Annotated in this window: 19 protein-coding genes; 12 read left to right on the top strand and 7 right to left on the bottom strand. The window is 41.8% G+C overall.

Going from position 1 to position 17784, the window contains the following annotated elements; genetic code table 11:
• Nucleotides 1–357: 357 nt before the first annotated feature.
• The 3 genes from panB to RMX69_RS25705 form a co-directional block, all read right to left on the bottom strand.
• Nucleotides 358–1137, bottom strand: a complete 780-nt coding sequence (panB, locus tag RMX69_RS25715; RefSeq protein ID WP_289799089.1) for a 3-methyl-2-oxobutanoate hydroxymethyltransferase — start codon at nt 1135–1137, stop codon at nt 358–360.
• 121 nt (nt 1138–1258) lie between these two features.
• Nucleotides 1259–2365 carry a ligand-binding sensor domain-containing protein gene (locus RMX69_RS25710; protein ID WP_289799088.1) on the bottom strand — a complete coding sequence of 369 codons (1107 nt, stop codon included), beginning with the start codon at nt 2363–2365 and terminating at the stop codon, nt 1259–1261.
• Between the two features lie 42 nt (nt 2366–2407).
• Nucleotides 2408–2692 carry a hypothetical protein gene (locus RMX69_RS25705; protein WP_289799087.1) on the bottom strand — a complete coding sequence of 95 codons (285 nt, stop codon included), beginning with the start codon at nt 2690–2692 and terminating at the stop codon, nt 2408–2410.
• A 749-nt stretch (nt 2693–3441) separates the two neighbouring features.
• On the opposite strand from RMX69_RS25705, the gene RMX69_RS25700 reads away from it, so the two are divergent.
• The 5 genes from RMX69_RS25700 to RMX69_RS25680 all read left to right on the top strand — a co-directional run bounded on the left by RMX69_RS25700 (nt 3442) and on the right by RMX69_RS25680 (nt 7442).
• The gene (locus RMX69_RS25700) at nt 3442–4872 is read left to right on the top strand and encodes a form I ribulose bisphosphate carboxylase large subunit (RefSeq protein WP_069072882.1); all 1431 of its coding nucleotides are present in this window, start codon (nt 3442–3444) and stop codon (nt 4870–4872) included.
• A gap of 100 nt (nt 4873–4972) precedes the next feature.
• Nucleotides 4973–5380 carry a RuBisCO chaperone RbcX gene (gene rcbX / locus RMX69_RS25695; protein ID WP_289799086.1) on the top strand — a complete coding sequence of 136 codons (408 nt, stop codon included), beginning with the start codon at nt 4973–4975 and terminating at the stop codon, nt 5378–5380.
• A gap of 45 nt (nt 5381–5425) precedes the next feature.
• The gene (locus RMX69_RS25690) at nt 5426–5755 is read left to right on the top strand and encodes a ribulose bisphosphate carboxylase small subunit (protein WP_069072884.1); all 330 of its coding nucleotides are present in this window, start codon (nt 5426–5428) and stop codon (nt 5753–5755) included.
• A 413-nt stretch (nt 5756–6168) separates the two neighbouring features.
• Nucleotides 6169–6714 (top strand): photosystem II reaction center PsbP, encoded by a 546-nt coding sequence (gene psbP, locus RMX69_RS25685; RefSeq protein WP_322639125.1) that lies wholly within the window; start codon nt 6169–6171, stop codon nt 6712–6714.
• A 131-nt stretch (nt 6715–6845) separates the two neighbouring features.
• Nucleotides 6846–7442, top strand: a complete 597-nt coding sequence (locus RMX69_RS25680; protein ID WP_289799084.1) for a Maf family protein — start codon at nt 6846–6848, stop codon at nt 7440–7442.
• Between the two features lie 70 nt (nt 7443–7512).
• Here the strand turns inward: RMX69_RS25680 and RMX69_RS25675 are convergent, their stop codons facing one another.
• A complete protein-coding gene (locus RMX69_RS25675) occupies nt 7513–7743 on the bottom strand; it encodes a hypothetical protein (protein ID WP_289799083.1) in 231 nt (76 codons plus the stop codon).
• Between the two features lie 201 nt (nt 7744–7944).
• On the opposite strand from RMX69_RS25675, the gene RMX69_RS25670 reads away from it, so the two are divergent.
• The 4 genes from RMX69_RS25670 to RMX69_RS25655 all read left to right on the top strand — a co-directional run bounded on the left by RMX69_RS25670 (nt 7945) and on the right by RMX69_RS25655 (nt 13218).
• Nucleotides 7945–8682, top strand: a complete 738-nt coding sequence (locus RMX69_RS25670; protein WP_322639124.1) for a phycocyanobilin:ferredoxin oxidoreductase — start codon at nt 7945–7947, stop codon at nt 8680–8682.
• A gap of 952 nt (nt 8683–9634) precedes the next feature.
• Nucleotides 9635–11059 carry an HlyD family efflux transporter periplasmic adaptor subunit gene (locus RMX69_RS25665; RefSeq protein WP_289799081.1) on the top strand — a complete coding sequence of 475 codons (1425 nt, stop codon included), beginning with the start codon at nt 9635–9637 and terminating at the stop codon, nt 11057–11059.
• Nucleotides 11060–11227: 168 nt separating this feature from the next.
• On the top strand, nt 11228–12382 hold the full coding sequence (devC, locus tag RMX69_RS25660; protein WP_289799080.1) for an ABC transporter permease DevC: 1155 nt from the start codon (nt 11228–11230) through the stop codon (nt 12380–12382).
• 125 nt (nt 12383–12507) lie between these two features.
• Nucleotides 12508–13218, top strand: coding sequence for a DevA family ABC transporter ATP-binding protein (locus RMX69_RS25655; RefSeq protein WP_289799079.1), 711 nt, complete (start codon nt 12508–12510; stop codon nt 13216–13218).
• 206 nt (nt 13219–13424) lie between these two features.
• On the opposite strand, the gene RMX69_RS25650 is transcribed toward RMX69_RS25655, so the two are convergent.
• Nucleotides 13425–14249 (bottom strand): hypothetical protein, encoded by an 825-nt coding sequence (locus RMX69_RS25650; protein WP_289799078.1) that lies wholly within the window; start codon nt 14247–14249, stop codon nt 13425–13427.
• 104 nt (nt 14250–14353) lie between these two features.
• On the opposite strand from RMX69_RS25650, the gene RMX69_RS25645 reads away from it, so the two are divergent.
• On the top strand, nt 14354–15151 hold the full coding sequence (locus RMX69_RS25645; protein WP_322639123.1) for an HAD family hydrolase: 798 nt from the start codon (nt 14354–14356) through the stop codon (nt 15149–15151).
• Nucleotides 15152–15201: 50 nt separating this feature from the next.
• Nucleotides 15202–15963 (top strand): Uma2 family endonuclease, encoded by a 762-nt coding sequence (locus tag RMX69_RS25640; protein ID WP_289799076.1) that lies wholly within the window; start codon nt 15202–15204, stop codon nt 15961–15963.
• An 86-nt stretch (nt 15964–16049) separates the two neighbouring features.
• On the opposite strand, the gene RMX69_RS25635 is transcribed toward RMX69_RS25640, so the two are convergent.
• Nucleotides 16050–16760, bottom strand: a complete 711-nt coding sequence (locus tag RMX69_RS25635) for a DUF4336 domain-containing protein (RefSeq protein ID WP_322639122.1) — start codon at nt 16758–16760, stop codon at nt 16050–16052.
• A 30-nt stretch (nt 16761–16790) separates the two neighbouring features.
• A complete protein-coding gene (locus tag RMX69_RS25630) occupies nt 16791–17297 on the bottom strand; it encodes an MAPEG family protein (RefSeq protein ID WP_322639121.1) in 507 nt (168 codons plus the stop codon).
• A 287-nt stretch (nt 17298–17584) separates the two neighbouring features.
• Here RMX69_RS25630 and RMX69_RS25625 point away from each other — a divergent pair, with 287 nt between their 5' ends.
• Nucleotides 17585–17749: a hypothetical protein gene (locus RMX69_RS25625; protein WP_322639120.1), complete on the top strand. Its 165-nt coding sequence runs from the start codon at nt 17585–17587 to the stop codon at nt 17747–17749.
• The last annotated feature ends 35 nt before the right edge of the window (nt 17750–17784 follow it).

Raw genomic sequence — 17784 nt, 5'->3', positions numbered from 1 at the left:
TAAAAGTTCGGTTCTCGTTTTCATCCCACTATCTTACCCAGTAACCCGTTTTATTTGCCGATCGTACTGCCTTGATAAATAGGGGCGGCGAATTACATCAGCCTTCATTTGTCAAGTCTAGTTGACTATTTGTAATATTATTGTTATATTTATTTACATAGCTTAGTAAAACCCAAAAGAAAGGTGCATAGCTAAAATTGCACCTTGTCTATTACCGATATAGTTTTGGTTGCATTGGGTGTTAACTAAGAAAAACAGACTTCGGTTTTGCAATATCCCATCGACATTTGGACTTCTCCCATTTACCTCGGCTATCAAGTCGGGGTTTTTTATGTTCTCGATTAGCAGCTTATTTCTTTAACTTTTCTCAGGAAACTTCCGCTCTCGCACTTCCACGGCATAATCTTGCACGGCTTTGGTAATCGTCTCGCGCAAATTTGTGTAAACTTTGGCGAATGGTGGATGCTTTTGGGCCAGTCCGAGGACATCTGAGGTAACTAAAACTTGTCCATCGCAGTGAATTCCCGCACCGATACCAATTGTGGGAATACTCAATTTTTGGGAAATCTGCATTGCTAAATCTGCGGGGATATGCTCTAACACGAGGGAAAATACACCTGCTTGTTCGAGAGCGATCGCTTCTTGTAAAATTCTCTCACTAGCTTCTTGCGTCTTTCCTTGTTGTCGCAAACCCAGTTGATGTATTGATTGCGGTGTCAAACCCACATGACCCATGACTGGAATTCCAGCTTCTACTAAACGAGCTACAGTTTCGGTCATTGCTGGATAGCCACCTTCCAATTTTACCGCTTGAGCGCCCGTTTCCTTTAGTACTCGCCCAGCTGAGTGCATCGCTTGTTGGAGACTTTCTTGATACGTCAAAAAAGGTAAATCTACAACTACTAATGCCCGTTTCACCCCACGGCGTACAGATTTGGCATGATAGATGATTTCATCCAAAGTTATTGGCAGTGTCGTTTCATACCCTAAAACTACTGCCATAGAGTCACCCACAAGGATTAAGTCTACACCAGCTGCATCGAGGAGTTGAGCGATCGCATAATCCCAGGCAGTCAACGCGACAATTGAACGTCCCTGTTGTTTCCATTGAATTAATTGCTGGGTAGTGATTGCCATTTTTATAGGTGAGGAGTTAGGAGTTAGGAGCGAGGAGTTAGGAGTTAAGAGTGAGAAGTTAGGAGTTTTCAATTTCAAAAATTCTTTAATTTATAACTCCTAACTCATAACTCTTAACTAATCATTTAACGGCGCGGCTGAAAGCAATATGGGGTTTTGCACTGTCGGTTTTGGGCATTAACCAAGCTAGACCTTCACTAGTGCCAATCCATAATTTATTGCCGATGTCAGGTGCAAGGGTAAGAACCCGACTAGAAGGAAGTCCAGCAACTTCTTCGTCTAATACAGCTCCTGTATTTGGATTTAATCGTAACAAACCATTATTAGTCCCGACCCAGAGACTACCATCTTTAGCAAAACGTACCGCTGTCACGTCACGCCCACGCAAGCGAGTCACAGACCGCAACACTGCACCAGTTTTTGGGTTAATAACTAGCAAATTATTCGGCATTCCCGCCCAAATTAAGCCTTCTGGACTAATAGCTAAAGCTTGTACAGTCGTCCCTGGTAAATCGGCTATTCGCTTCATAATCGCAGCACTAGCAGTATTTACCCGCACCAATCCATCCAGAGTACCAACCCACAATTGACCTTCAGCATCTAAAGTCAAGGCGTTAGCGCTGACACCAGGCAGATTTTTTAATGTCGTCATAATCAAGCCTTGGTCGGGACTAATGAGAGCTAAACCGCTATCGGTTCCAGTCCACAAATAACCCCGTTTGTCAAGTAAGAGTGACAACACGCGTTTAGAAGGCAAAAATAAATTTTGTGCGGTGATTTCGTTAGTGCGGGGGTCAACTCGAACTAGTCCCTCATAACTTCCTACCCACAAACGTCCTACTTTGTCTTGGGCTAAAGCCCCAATGGCAACATTCGGTAAGCTAACACGAGAAATAATCTTGCCGGTTTTAGGATCGATCCGCGATAGTCCCCGCCATGAACCTACCCAAAGATTACCTGTAACATCTCCCAATAAATTACCAACACGATAATCAGTTTTCGGCGAATTTTCTTCAACGCCCCGCTCATCGGGCAAAGATTCTACTCGCGGTGGCGGTGCGGAAGATGGGTAAGCGGGGGTTACATCAGATGAATTAATGTCAGGGGTTTTTTGCGCCCATCCCATATTTGGCAAAGCTATCAACCCCAGCAAGATAGAAGTAATTAATAAACTAGTACGCTTGTAAAACAATACCACGGTGACATTTCCTTTGGAGACAGTACCCATAGCATTTACCTAAACTGGCTTTGGGTTAATTTCAGTGTTCCCTTAGCTGGTATTTTTTAAACATTGGGGATTGGGGACACAACTCTTGGAGAGGCTATGCCAACGACAAGCGGTAGTTGAATCTCGACTTACCTCGACTTCGCTCGGCACAAGTCGCTCGATTTCCGTGCAGCGATGCACTGAGCCTGTCCTGAGCGCAGCCTCTCGTAGAGAAGGGCGCAGTCGTTGTGTCGAAACTAGAGTGTATTGGTGGTAACTGGGGATTTCGCCATCTATTGGCGTGTCAAGGCTAAAATGTTGCAATAAATTTTCTTGTGGGGCGGGCATCTTGCCCGCCAATTAGGACGGGCTAGAAGCCCATCCCACAAGAGTTTGCTAATGCACAAATTTAGTCTTGACACGTCACGACCCGATCATTTCAGTCCTTTACAGTTATTAATGACATTTTGTAAAGCTTTTGTAACAAAAAGTTTAAATCTTTATGTAATAACAAAATTAAATAGATAAGTTAAAAACTTTCAAAGAATAACTTATCGAATTCTTGATATATTGTGAAACAAGTTACAAATTACGCGGTGTGCAATTCTTTTATCTTTTGCTCACCACTCTGCTAAATCTCTGTCAAGTAAATTCTTTTCTGGTATCTTTTCCAACAAAGGAAAAGATATAAGGAGTGTAAAGGCGGGAATGTGTGCCAGCCAGCCCAATCCCCTGAATACCCTGATTTATGGGGGAATTATCTAAATGCTGCCCACAAAAGGCGGAAGTTTTGGTGAAATTGAGAAGGTTTAGTTGGGTGCGAAGAAGAAGTAAAAAAGAATTTTGATTTTTAGCAAGAGGGAACAGTAGAAGCGCTAGGTCGTGTACCCCTAGAAGGGGAAAACACTGGTGAGGAGGGCTACCACCGCTACCAAAGTGTCCGCCGCAAAAAAACTGCTAACCTTTGCCAAAAACAATCCTTAACAAAAATTTTCCTGATCTTTTCTCCGATAAGGGGGGTAAGAGCTGAGTGATGGGAAGTTGCACAAAACGTGATTTGATAATTAACAAGAGTGATTTCAGGGAAGGATAAAATTATGTCTTACGCTCAAACGAAGACTCAGAGCAAATCTGGGTATCAAGCCGGGGTTAAAGATTACAGATTAACTTATTACACACCCGATTACACACCAAAAGATACCGATCTTCTAGCTGCGTTCCGTATGACACCTCAGCCTGGTGTTCCTCCCGAAGAAGCAGGTGCGGCTGTTGCGGCTGAATCCTCCACAGGTACTTGGACAACTGTGTGGACAGATTTGCTTACCGACCTCGATCGCTACAAAGGTCGTTGCTATGACATCGAACCAGTTCCCGGCGAAGACAACCAGTATATTTGTTACGTTGCCTATCCTTTGGACTTGTTTGAAGAAGGTTCTGTAACCAACGTATTGACCTCAATTGTTGGTAACGTATTTGGTTTCAAAGCTTTACGGGCACTGCGTCTAGAAGACATCCGTTTCCCAGTAGCTTACATCAAGACTTTCCAAGGACCACCTCACGGTATCCAAGTTGAGCGCGACAAGTTAAATAAATACGGTCGTCCTTTGTTGGGTTGTACCATTAAGCCCAAATTGGGTCTTTCCGCTAAGAACTACGGACGCGCTGTATACGAGTGCTTACGCGGTGGTTTGGACTTCACCAAAGACGACGAAAACATCAACTCCGCACCATTCCAAAGATGGCGCGATCGCTTCTTGTTCGTAGCTGAAGCTATCAACAAAGCTCAAGCTGAAACCGGTGAAATTAAAGGTCACTACCTCAACGTCACCGCTCCTACCTGTGAAGAAATGCTGAAGCGGGCTGAGTACGCTAAAGAACTCAAAATGCCCATCATCATGCATGACTACCTCACCGCAGGTTTCACCGCCAACACCACATTGGCTCGTTGGTGCCGTGATAACGGTATCTTGCTACACATTCACCGTGCGATGCACGCTGTAATTGACCGTCAAAAGAACCACGGTATCCACTTCCGTGTATTGGCTAAAGCCCTACGTTTGTCTGGTGGCGACCACATCCACACTGGTACAGTAGTTGGTAAGTTGGAAGGTGAGCGCGGCATCACAATGGGCTTCGTTGACCTGTTGCGTGAAAACTACATTGAGCAAGACAAGTCTCGTGGTATCTACTTTACCCAAGACTGGGCTTCTCTACCTGGTGTAATGGCAGTTGCTTCTGGTGGTATCCACGTATGGCACATGCCCGCACTGGTAGAAATCTTTGGTGATGACTCCGTACTACAATTCGGTGGTGGTACTCTGGGACACCCTTGGGGTAACGCTCCTGGTGCAACCGCTAACCGCGTCGCCTTGGAAGCCGTTGTTCAAGCTCGTAACGAAGGCCGTAACTTGGCTCGTGAAGGTAACGATATCATCCGCGAAGCTGCCAAGTGGTCTCCTGAATTGGCTGTTGCTTGCGAACTGTGGAAAGAAATCAAGTTCGAGTTTGAAGCAATGGATACCGTCTGATCTGAGTTAACAGTTAAGAGTTAAGAGTTAAGAGTTAGGATTTGCATTAATTCATAACTCATAACTCATAACTCATAACTCTTCAGGGCTGGGGTCAAGCATGAATCTTAAGCAAATTGCGAAGGACACAGCCAAAACTCTCCAAAGCTATCTGACTTATCAGGCTCTAAGGACAGTATTGGCACAGCTAGGCGAAACTAATCCGCCATTAGAACTTTGGTTGCATAACTTTTCGTCTGGCAAAATTCAAAATGGTGAGTCATTCCTTGAGCAGCTGTTGCGAGAAAAACCAGATTTGGCTTTGCGAATCATGACTGTCAGAGAACACATTGCGGAAGAAATTGCAGAATTTTTACCGGAAATGGTTCGCACTGGCATTCAGCAAGCCAACATGGAGCAGCGTCGCCAGCATTTAGAACGGATCACACGAATAGACACATCTAACCCCAGTCTGCAACCAGAACAGCAAACAACTTCAGATCAGAATTTGGATAACTTATCCAATTAGTTCGGTCAATCTACTAGTAAAAATCGCAACCCATTATCAAAAGCTATGCAAACTTTACCAAAAGAGCGTCGTTACGAAACCCTTTCTTATCTTCCCCCTCTGTCTGATGCTCAAATCGCTAAACAGGTTCAGTACATCTTGAATCAAGGTTACATTCCTGCGATCGAGTTTAACGAAACTTCTGAGCCAACAGAATTATATTGGACAATGTGGAAGTTGCCTTTGTTCGGTGCTAAATCTACTCAAGAAGTATTGAGCGAAGTTCAAGGATGCCGCTCTCAATTCAACAACAGCTATATCCGTGTTGTGGGTTTTGACAACATCAAGCAGTGCCAAGTTCTCAGCTTCCTTGTTCACAAACCCAACAGATACTAAGTCTAGTTAGTTGGAATTAATCATGGGATAGTTCAAGTAATTTGTTTGTCCCCGTATAGGAGAGGTAGATAATTCTACCTCTCCTTTTTTATAATTAGGTGTTACGGAACATTGAGCTTTATCAGGACTTACGCAAAATTATGGAAAAACGAACCGCAAAGGACGCAAAGGACACGAAGGGAAGAAGGTTTCAGAGAGTTCTTGCGTAAGTCCTATTTATGATAAAACTCATCATGAAGCTCAATGTTTGCTTTCTAGTATCAGCAAACTGGAAAGACTAATATCATTGGAAACTTTAAGCATTTATACTTCACTATCTAATGCATTATCCGAAGCGTCCCGGTTGGTGGGAGAATAAAGACGAGAAATGATGCAAGCCTTGTGTTATCTCCAGCCCAAAGGAATCTGTAGAAATGTGGAAACGAATTGTATTAATTTTGCTATTGGTGTTGAGCTTCAGTCTGAGTAATTCGGATGTAGTGTCTGCTGCTGGACTCAAAAGCTTTGTAGACAGTGGTGATGGCTATCAGTTTTTATATCCTAACGGCTGGCTACCAGTTAAAGTTGCCGATGGGCCAGATGTGGTTTTTCATGATTTGATTGAGGTGTCTGAAAATGTTTCGGTTGTGATTAGCCCAGTTCCAGAAGGCAAAACTTTGTCAGAATTGGGAACCCCAACAGAAGTAGGATACAAATTAGGAAAAGCGGCTCTCGCGCCTCCTGACTCTGGTCGTTCGGCGGAATTAGTCAATGCCGCACAGCGAGAAGTAGACGGTAAAACATACTACCTTTTAGAGTATGAGGTTAAACTCCCCAATCAACAGGAACGACACAACATCGCCAGTGTCGCTGTGAGCCGTGGTAAACTTTTTACCTTCAACGCCTCAATTCCTGAAAAACGCTGGCAGAAAGTTAAACGGATGATTGATGAGGTTGTTAATTCTTTTTCTGTCTATTAATTGGGGAGTGGCAAGTAAGAATTTTAGATTTTAGATTTTAGATTTTAGATTGGAATTTAATCCAAAATTTAAAATCCAAAATCCAAAATTGAATAGCCCAATGCCCAATTAACAAATTTTTCTAAAATCTCATGAAAATTCCACTTTTTGTACTTGCTTCAGCTTCCCCAGCCCGACGCCGCTTGTTGCAAACTGTTGGTATTGAACCGATAGTTCGAGCAAGTGACTTTGATGAGTCGCAAATTGAACTAAGTGAACCAGCAGAATTGGTCAAAACTCTTGCCCAGTATAAAGCGGAAACTGTAGCCCCACAGTTTGAATCAGCTTTGATTATGGGTTGTGATTCAGTTTTGTCCATCAATGGTGAAATTTACGGCAAACCAGCAGACTTCTCTGAAGCGATCGCTCGTTGGCAGATAATGCAAGGTAACTTTGGCGATTTGTACACAGGTCACGCTTTAATTGACCATGACCAAAATCGGACTTTAGTCAAGTCACAAGTTACAAGAGTTTACTTTGCTCAAATGAGCGAAAAGGCAATTAAAGCTTATGTTGCCACTGGTGAACCACTCAAGTGTGCTGGAGCCTTTGCCATTGAAGGTTTTGGAAGTTTCTTCGTAGAAAAAATTGCAGGCTGTCACAGCAATGTAATTGGACTTAGTTTACCCCTGCTGCGCCAGATGCTAAGTGAATTGGGATACGATGTCACTGATTTCTGGCAGCAATAGTCCCTTGTCTAAAGTTATTAACCAATGAGTAATGAGTAATGAGTAATAACTAATAACTAATAACTAATAACTAATAACTAAATTGCCTGATATTGAGTATTGCCTCTCCATGATCTGGAATCCAGGCTAGCCACTCATCTGCTGAAACCGGACACAATAAAAGTGCTTCGTCAAAACTAAAGGGGTTGGGAAGTTGTAAAAGGTTTACCCAAGTAGAAGCTCTGAACCTCTGTAAACCTTCCAGATTATTGTGCCTTTTTGTTTGCATAGCAAAATCTGGTCTATGAGAATCTAGTTTCATAGCTTTCTATTAACCTTCACAAATGGGCTAATCTAAAATTATTTCTGTAACCTAGACTACAAAATAAATAATCCTTGTGAAAAGCATCTGTCTTATAAATTTACGTTGGCTGGGTGCAAGTGTTTGCTTATATTGCAGACCAGAACAGGTATGGCACGACAGGTTGTAGACTGGCCATTAGATCGCATTCCCAACTAGAATATGTCATTTACTTCTATGCCCTCGCTGCGTGAGCAACAACATCCCCTAATTCGTCAGCTAGCTGATTGTATTGAGGCAGCTTGGCATCAACACCTGGATTTATCCCCTTACCATTTGCCTAATGAGTTGGGGTATGTGGAAGGTAGATTAGAAGGCGAAAAACTGACGATTGAAAACCGTTGCTATCAAACGCCCCAGTTTCGGAAAATGCACTTGGAACTGGCAAAAATCGGAAATATGCTGGATATTTTGCACTGCGTCATGTTTCCCCGTCCAGAATACAACCTGCCGATGTTTGGTTGTGATTTAGTTGGGGGTAGAGGCCAAATTAGTGCAGCGATCGCAGACCTTTCTCCAATTCACGTAGAGCGCACCTTACCAGAATCTTATACTTCTGCACTGACACAGCTAACAGTGCTTAACTTTTCCCAACCCCGTGAATTACCAGAATGGGGAAATATTTTTTCAGATTTCTGTATCTTTGTCCGCCCCAGTTCCCCAGAAGAAGAAACAATGTTTCTCTCGCGGGTGCGAGAATTTTTAGATATTCATTGCACCCAAGCGATCGCCTCACATCCTGTTTCAGTTGAACAAGTCACCCAAAATCTTGCCGGACAACACAACTACTGCACCAAACAGCAGCAAAATGATAAAACCCGCCGCGTACTAGAAAAAGCCTTTGGCCCAGCTTGGGCAGAAAATTACATGACCACAGTTTTATTCGACCTCCCAACTTAAAATAATTCGTAATTTGTAATTCGTAATGCCGCTCACGGACTCGCTAACGTCATTAAGTTTTGTAACTCTTATAAGACAAGAGCCACAAAACTTGCATCTGTTAGTTGCTATGCAACTTAAACCCCCCAAATTAGTTAATTATTTCCCTCATCTCCCTCATCTCCCCCATCTGTAGGCTCTGCTACGTTTTCAGCTAATGGATAAATGTAGAATTCATTCAACGAGAGTTTTATGGAGTTCCAAAACAGAACAGGGAGAATAGTAAGGTCTTTGAAGCGAATATTACAAAATGGTTTGTTGTCCTAGTAGATGCAAACAACTAGAGACAGCTAACTCATTGACCAGAAAGTTAAGGAAACTCTGATGTTAGGAATGTTTAAATTGACAGACATTTTTTAGTTAGTTAATCGTTGATTGACTTAAGGAAGACTAACTTTTTTAGCAAGATTGTGTCCAACAAAGGCAACAGTCTATTTTTGATGTTTCTTTTCAATTTTGTGACTAACTATAGCCGTAGTGAATGTAGCAGTAAAGTACCGCATCATACCAATTTAGAATTTTTTATAGAGATGTGATATATCGCGTCTCTATATCTAGATTCATACTGCTTGTGAATTCTGCTAACTCCCATTGCACTCATGTCTCAATAATACTCAGAGTTATTGCATAGTCAGCTACTATAGCGTTTCTTAGTTTCAATACAGACCTAATCCCGCCCCTTAGTAAGCCTCAAAGCCGTTTGGAGAAAGGTCAAAGTGTATTGCATACATAATGATCGGCTATAGAAAACACCATTTTGTAAAGCCATAGTGTTGAACGTTCATCACACAATGGATTTTTAAGCCATACCCAGCTTGAAACCACTGTTGTTTGTCCTAACAGCTGGCTGTTGATTAAAAACCTTTTTATTTTTACTTCCATCAGCACAATTCAGGTAAATGGGCAACATACTATGTCAAGGGTGACTGAAAAGCCGAAGCCAAGTGAACAGACACTAAATCATGAACAACCTAAGATTTGGTGGGGTATTGCTGTAGCTGTGCCAGTAGTAATCGCTGCTGGGATACTAGGTACGGCTAAAATCGAGCAGTTAAGAAAACTAGCTACATCCGTACCAGTAATGCCATCTACCAATAGCATTAGTGCTGTAGGGCGTTTGGAACCGCGAGGCGAAGTTGTTAAATTGTCCGCCCCATCATCAGGATTAGCGCCATCGTCACGAATTCAGCAACTTCTGGTGAAAGAGGGTGAAAAGGTAAGGCAAGGTCAAATTGTGGCAATTTTGGACAACCGCGATACCCAAATAGCCGGACTACAAGAGGCAAAAGCGAAAGTCCAAGAAGCCCGTGCGAATTTGGCACAAGTCAGGGCTGGTTCTCCCAGAGATATTCAAGCTCAAAGAGCAGTTATTGCTCGCCTACAAGCACAGTTAATTGGCGAAAGGAATGCAGGGCAAGCAGCGATCGCGCGGGTTGCAGCTCAGTTAAGTGGTGATAAACTTGTCCAACAAGCAACCGTGAATCGCCTAGAAGCTGAACTTAGTGGGCAAAGAGATGCTCTGAGAGCAACGGTTGTACGTATTAAAGCCGAACAGCGCAATGCTCAAGTCGATGCCGGACGCTATGATTATTTATACAAAGAAGGTGCTATTTCTCAGCAAGAGCGGGACAGAAGACGCTTGAGTGCAATAACTGCTAATCAGCAGGTGGCTGAAAGCCAAGCTACCCTAAAGCAGACATTGGCAACCTTGCGACAGCAACTTGCGGAAGCTAGAGCCAACCAAATACAAAATTTAGCAACTTTGCAACAGCAGTTAATCGAAGCTAAAGTTAACCGCGATAAAACTGTCGCAACTTTGCAAAGACAAATCGATGAAGAAAAGGCCAAACTAAGCAGAATTTTAGATGTTAGTCCTACCGATGTGCAAGTAGCACAAGCTCAAGTTAGTAATGCGATCGCAAATGTCAGAAAAGCCGAAGCAGAACTAAGATTAAGCTACGTTCAAGCACCAATCGCTGGAGAGATTTTAAAGGTTTACACCAAATCGGGTGAAGCGATCGGCGCAAATGGCATTGCTGAAATTGGGCAAACCAACCAAATGTTTGTAATTGCTGAAGTCGCTGAAGACAGCATTGGTAAAGTCCGTCTTGGTCAAAATGCTACTATCACCAGTGATAACGGCGCATTTAGCGGCGAATTAAAGGGAACTGTCACTGATATTGGCAGAAAAATTGGTAAAAAAGATGTGCTGAATACAGATCCAGCCGCAGATGTGGATGCCAGAGTTGTAGAAGTGAAAATTGCTCTATCTCCAGAAGATAGCCAGAAAGTTTCTGGTTTAACTTACGCCAAAGTTATTGTCGATATTAATAACTAATTAAGTTGTCGGTGAGCAGTAATCCTAATCCATAATTTGATATTTTGGATTAAAAATATTCTTGAATGGTCTGTTTAATCAATTTTAAACATTCTATCAATTCTGTACGGGTGTCACCATAATGGGTTGAAAATCTAAAATTGCTACTCTTGTTGAGACGCCTATAAAATGAATCAAAAAATACCTCTATCGTGGCTACAACTGACAAGAGAAAAAACTCGTCTGGCTGTTGCTTTAGCAGGAATTGCTTTTGCCGATATTTTAATGTTTATGCAACTCGGCTTCCGAGATGCTCTGTATTATAGTAACGTTAGATTCCATAACAGCTTGCAAGGCGACATTGTTTTAATTAATAGTCAATCTAACGCTATATTGGCGATGAGAAGCTTTTCTCAACGACGATTATATAAAGCTTTAGAATTACCCGCAGTTCAATCAGTACATCCGATCTATTTGGACTTTACAATTTGGAAAAATCCTGTTACAGGTCGTCCTCGGAGTATCCTAATTTTTGGAATGAACCCAGAAACTAACCTAGTTAACTTACCTGGAGTTCAGGAAAATTTAGATAAACTTAAACTACCTGATGTCGTTCTATTTGACCGTTCTTCTAGAGTAGAGTATGGGCCGATCGCTACTAATTATGATCAAGGAAAGCCTGTAACAGCAGAAGTACGAAGGCGGCGAATTAAAGTAGGAGGACTCTTTACATTAGGTGCATCATTTGGTGCAGATGGTAATTTAATTACGAGCGATCTCAACTTTTTCCGAATATTCAGTAATCGTCAAAAAGGATTAATTGATATTGGGCTAATTAGATTAAAGCCGGGAGCAGATGCTAATGTTGTTGCCCAACAATTACGAAAGTATTTACCTAATGAAGTAAATGTTTTAACTAAACAAGAATTCATTGATTTTGAGCGGAGCTACTGGGCGAATAGTACAGCTATTGGCTTTATTTTCACATTAGGGACTGTCATGGGTTTCATTGTGGGGACTGTGATTGTTTATCAAATTCTTTATACAGAAGTCGCAGACCACTTAGCTGAGTACGCTACTCTCAAGGCGATAGGTTACACGCAAAACTATTTATTGACGGTCATTCTTCAAGAAGCTTTATTACTAGCAGTTTTAGGCTATTTTCCTGGAATAGTTTTTGCCTTATTTATGTATGATAGTGCCAGAAATGCAACACTTTTACCAGTTTTTATGAGTTTTGAACGAGCTACAATGGTATTGATTTTGACTATGCTAATGTGTATTATTTCTGGTGCGATCGCAGTTAGAAAATTACGCTCTGCCGATCCAGCAGATATCTTTTAATTAATACAATATTAATTAAAAGATATTAATAATAAGTTTGACTTATGATAAAAACTAAGCAAATTTAATTTCTGACAGCCACTACAGTTAAATTTTGGAACTACTAATTTATAACTAACAAAAATATGATGGAAAAAGAACCTGTAATCGCCATTAAAAATCTCAATCACTTCTATGGCAAAGGCTCACTGAGAAAACAGATATTATTTGATATCAACCTAGATATTTATCCAGGTGAGATTGTGATTATGACCGGGCCATCAGGTTCAGGTAAAACAACATTACTGAGCTTAATTGGTGGTTTGCGGTCTGTACAAGAAGGAAGTTTAAAATTTTTAGGTGAAGAACTTATTGGCGTCAGTCAAAGCAAATTAGTGCAGATGCGACGCAACATTGGTTATATTTTCCAAGCTCACAATTTGCTAGGGTTCTTGACAGCCAAGCAAAATGTGCAAATGGCAGTGGAATTGAACGATAATATTTCTCAAACAGAAGCAGTGGCTAAATCAAAAGCTATGCTGGGGTCTGTTGGTCTAGAAGAACGAGTTGATTACTACCCAGACAATCTTTCTGGTGGACAAAAACAAAGAATTGCGATCGCTCGCGCCTTAGTGAACCGTCCTCCTTTGGTACTAGCAGACGAACCAACAGCAGCATTAGACAAACAATCAGGACGCGATGTTGTAGAAATAATGCAGAGTCTAGCCAAAAATCAGGGAACTACTATCTTATTGGTGACACACGACAACCGGATTTTAGACATAGCCGATCGCATTGTCGAAATGGAAGATGGTCTTTTAACCCGTAATTCCCCCAATACAGTTATTCAGTCATGATTTTTAGTCATTTGTCCTTTGTGAATGACCAATAATATCATGTCTGTTTAAACACTTATAATATTTGTAGGTTGGGTTGAAAAACCCAACATTTGATCCTTGTTTATGTTGGGTTTCACTGGTGTTCAACCCAACCTACATTGATAGATTTTATTACAAGTAATAACCTGAACTTGATATGACCAATGACCAATGACAACCATAATTTATTGTCTAGCCGAGCCTGATTTTTTAATTCCAGATGACTTTGGTGGAGTTGGAGTATTTGGTTGGCGACTGGTACGAAAAGTTACATTCACCCCTTCATTCGATTGTTCCAGCACAAGTAGAGGCGTAGGTTTAGCCTTTTGATCCCAATGCATAGTAGCAATCCGACCTTGAATTATTGGTTGCCAACTATCTTCGTCTTCTATGGGGCTTAAATAAGTTTCTATACAATCAATAATTTGACTAATAGTCGCAGAAGTTGCTTGCGTCGGTAACTTCATTAACTTGATTTGAATCCGAAACAGCACCCGTTTAGCAGAATTCCCTGGACTACCAGTTTCATACTCGACATCAAAAATTTCATCTACTTGCCGTCCAGCACTATTAGCGATTCCAACTGATCCTTGTTGGGCTTGACTTGGACGCAGGGCTTGAGAAATTTTTTCTTTGATCTGAATCTTTATTTGATTAAGAATTGCAAAGTGAAACACCTCCTCTGACATCCGCATCCGCAGATAATCCAGGTTAAAATCCCGTGAGTTCACCAAATCGGGATTAGTTTCCATTTTGCGAATTGTTTCCAGCGCCAGCTTAAACTTTTTCTCTAGTTCTCGCGCGCGGAAGTGTTCAAACTTAAGTTTTTTCTCCAGCCTATCCTTCTGGAGTTTAATATATACAATCAAAGCAATCACCACTAAAGCCAGTCCTCCAGAAGTTACCAACAGTAATGGTGGTATTTGAGGATTACTTGCTGGCACTTCCTGGGATGCCTTTTTAGTAGTCTTTTTCCCAGAGGATTGGGCAAGAAACATTGAAGTGGACATGGTGGGAAACTGAAAAACTTGACTCCTGATGTTTAGGATGCCCAAATCTTCAGGGTCATCTTGCTGTATGATTAATATTTTTTACAGCCTTTTACAAACCGTATATGTCCAGAGATTTGAGCCTCCCTCCCCTATCAGAGGTTTCATCTATTTGCCTGAGCAATATTCGTCTGATAGCCACAGATATGGATGGCACCCTGACTAGACGAGGAAAATTTACTCCCGCACTGCTGCAAGCTTTAGAGGATTTAGCCGCAGCTGACATTAAAGTGCTAATTGTCACCGGACGTTCGGCTGGGTGGGTAAGTGGATTGAGTAGCTTGATGCCAGTAGCAGGTGCAATGGCAGAAAATGGCGGTTTGTACTTTCCACCGGGGAACCATAAACCAGTAGTTTTAACACCCATTCCCGATTTAGTTAAACATCGCCAGCAGTTAGCTACAACTTTTGAGAATTTACGAACTAAATTTCCCCAAATCCAAGAATCTGCTGATAATCGCTTTCGCATCACCGACTGGACTTTTGATGTAGCTGGTTTGCTTCAAGATGAACTACAAACCCTAGATAGTCTTTGTCAACATATGGGTTGGGGATTTACCTATAGCAATGTGCAGTGTCACATTAAACCCCAAGGACAAGATAAAGCTGTGGGATTGTTGCAAGTATTGCGCGAATATTTGCCCCAGTACTCATCAGAACAAATTGTCACTGTTGGCGATAGTCCCAATGATGAAAGTTTATTTGATCAGCGTTATTTTCCTATTTCTGTAGGCGTGGCAAACGTGCTGGAATATATAAATCAGTTGAAATATCACCCTGCTTATATTACTAGCGCTGCTGAAGGCGAAGGATTTTGTGAGTTATCTAGTTATATTTTGAAAAGCTTGCACATCTCAAGCTAGGAAGAACTAGAGTTGTTCTACAATAATTTTGTAGCGCTGATTTTACAACCATGACGGCTACTTTACCTGTTAGTGTCGAATCAGAAATATTTTACCCCAGTGCTGATGGTCAACCAGTGGCAGAAACCTACGACCACCTTTATGCCTTACTAACTACCTTAGAAGTCCTGAAACAGTATTTGGCAAATCGTCAGGCAACAGTATTAGGAAATCAATTCCTTTACTATGCACAGGGCTTTCCTAAGTTGCGGGTAGCCCCAGATGTGATGGTGATTTTTGATGTTGCACCTGGCGGTCGGGACAACTATAAAATCTGGGAAGAAGGTCAAGTACCCACAGTTATTTTTGAAATGACATCTTTTGGGACTAAGGGACAAGACGAAATCTTCAAAAAGACCCTCTATGAGCAGTTGGGTGTCAAGGAATACTGGCTATTTGATCCTAAAGGCGAGTGGGTGGAACAACAGCTACGTGGTTATCGTCTGCGGGGAGAAATCTACGAACCTATAGAAGATGGACGCAGTGAACCATTACTACTGCGTTTGGTGATTGAGGGAAGGCTAATTGGGTTTTATCGAGAAGATACTGGGGAAAAATTACTCATCCCTAATGAACTGGCAGAGGCTTTGGGGCAGGAAGTTTTAGCAAGGCAGCAGGCAGAAGAACTGGTAGAACAAGAACGCCAACGAGCAGAACAAGAACGCCAACGAGCAGAACAGGAACGCCAACGAGCAGAACAAGCAGAATTGCAGATAGAACAGTTAAAGGCAAGGTTGCGATCGCTCAATGTAGACCCCGATACTATTCAGTAACGGGTGCGGCTTTTTTGAAAAGACTAATTTTATTTTGGTATAAAGTTCAAAAACAGAATTATATATTTTCTGTGAGTAAAGTATCACTACAAAGGAGTTTCTAAAAACCACTCATAACCAGCTTTAAACTGAGATTTACCATCTTGTTCAATTATGCTGCCATGCGCCATGATTACTCGTTCAAAATTCCAAGTGAGAAGCTGTTGAATTGACCATTTAACTTTGACTTTATCCTGAGTTGCAAATTTCTCCAATAACGATGGACGAAGTTGGTTGTAACCACCTAGAAGTTTGGCTACTAACCTTGTGCTTGGCGAACATTGATCATCAAAATGGAAAACTGTATCTGTGACAATCAAAGTCCGGCTTTTGACATGAAAAAAGACGCATTCATTGAGTGGTGAAAATCCACTAGTATCCAGTGTGTTAAAGCCTTGTACTAATAAATATTCAACCCCATCAATCAGGTGAATAGTGCGATCGCTAATAATCTGGTCGATTTGCAAATCTGGTCGTTTCCGCTCTAGACCAGATACTACCCATAGTTTGGCACGAGGATAGCACAGCTTGAAGTCAGCAACAAATAGATGATGATACAAGTTGGGGGCGACGATGTAAATAACTTCTCCCAATTGATTTAGCTCATTGATAGTTGCGTCATCTATACCAATAGGTGAGATCACCATTAATTTACCACTGGTTAGACGAATCACAGTCATCCTCGTCCCTACTTCCAAGCCAAAATATTTTAGGGGTTGTTCAGCAACCCAAAGGTCAGTATCAATTGCTTTAAGCATTATAATTTTTGAGTTAGAACCGTCGCTGGACTATAAAAATTGCTGCACGCTGTAGTAAAGACAAGCCAGACTGCCGACGATATAAACTAGCCAAGTTCCGAAAAAACCGATCGCCCTGCCCGGTGATGGGCCATAAGTCTGTATTAATCCCCAGGCATGGGCAATCCGAGCTACTGTCAATAGAGTACCTAGCATCCACAACAGTCCGTTAAGAGCTTGCATCCACTCTAGGGCAATTAGGAACATGAGGCTAAGGGGTACGTATTCTGTAAAGTTCCCATGCGCTCGGATAGTACGCTGTAACACCCCATCTTCGATGTTTTTCGTGACAATAGATTGTTGTGTTATTTTTTCCACAAACTCTGCCCAAGTATTCGGATGATCTAAGTAATTGGGCTGTGAGGCAACCTCAGATAAAGATGCACCATGCCAAATCCGAGTACGGGTGCGTTCCATTGCCACTCGATAGGATAAACCTAGAGCAAGTAGCCCATGACAGCCGATAAAGAAGGTTGAAATAGGAATCAGAACAGGCATTGACAATCACTCGAATCGAAATCATAACTTTGAAAATACTTGCCTGCAATTGTTACTGTCTTTTCAATTCTTGCGGAATATCGAAATCTACTTTTTGAGACAATCAGGTTGAAGTATTTAACAAACAGAATTCAGGAGCCAGAATGGGCTAAACGCCCCGCTACCGCTAACAGAATTTAATTCTGTGTGAGTGGCTTATGAATAAAGGGGTTTAAGTCCCCCACCAAATTAATTCTGGATTTTGCATTCTTCTTCAAATTGCTGTTAATACTTGATTGCCTCTGCCCATGAATCTGCTAAAAGAGTTTTTGTTCAATCCCCCAGAATGTAAAATTCCTCTTGATCAGCCCCCATTGGAAGCTCTACCGCAGTGGGGACACTGGCTAGAAACACCAGAGTTGATGGTAGCAATCATTCCGCCAGGACATTTAGAACCCACATTCCGCACCTAAAAGTGGCACACAGAGAAAGCAGTAAGTAAAACAAG

It is taken from the genome of Nostoc sp. EspVER01 (genome assembly GCF_034530635.1).
GTDB lineage: Bacteria > Cyanobacteriota > Cyanobacteriia > Cyanobacteriales > Nostocaceae > Nostoc.
This window is presented reverse-complemented; position numbering and strand designations above follow the sequence as displayed.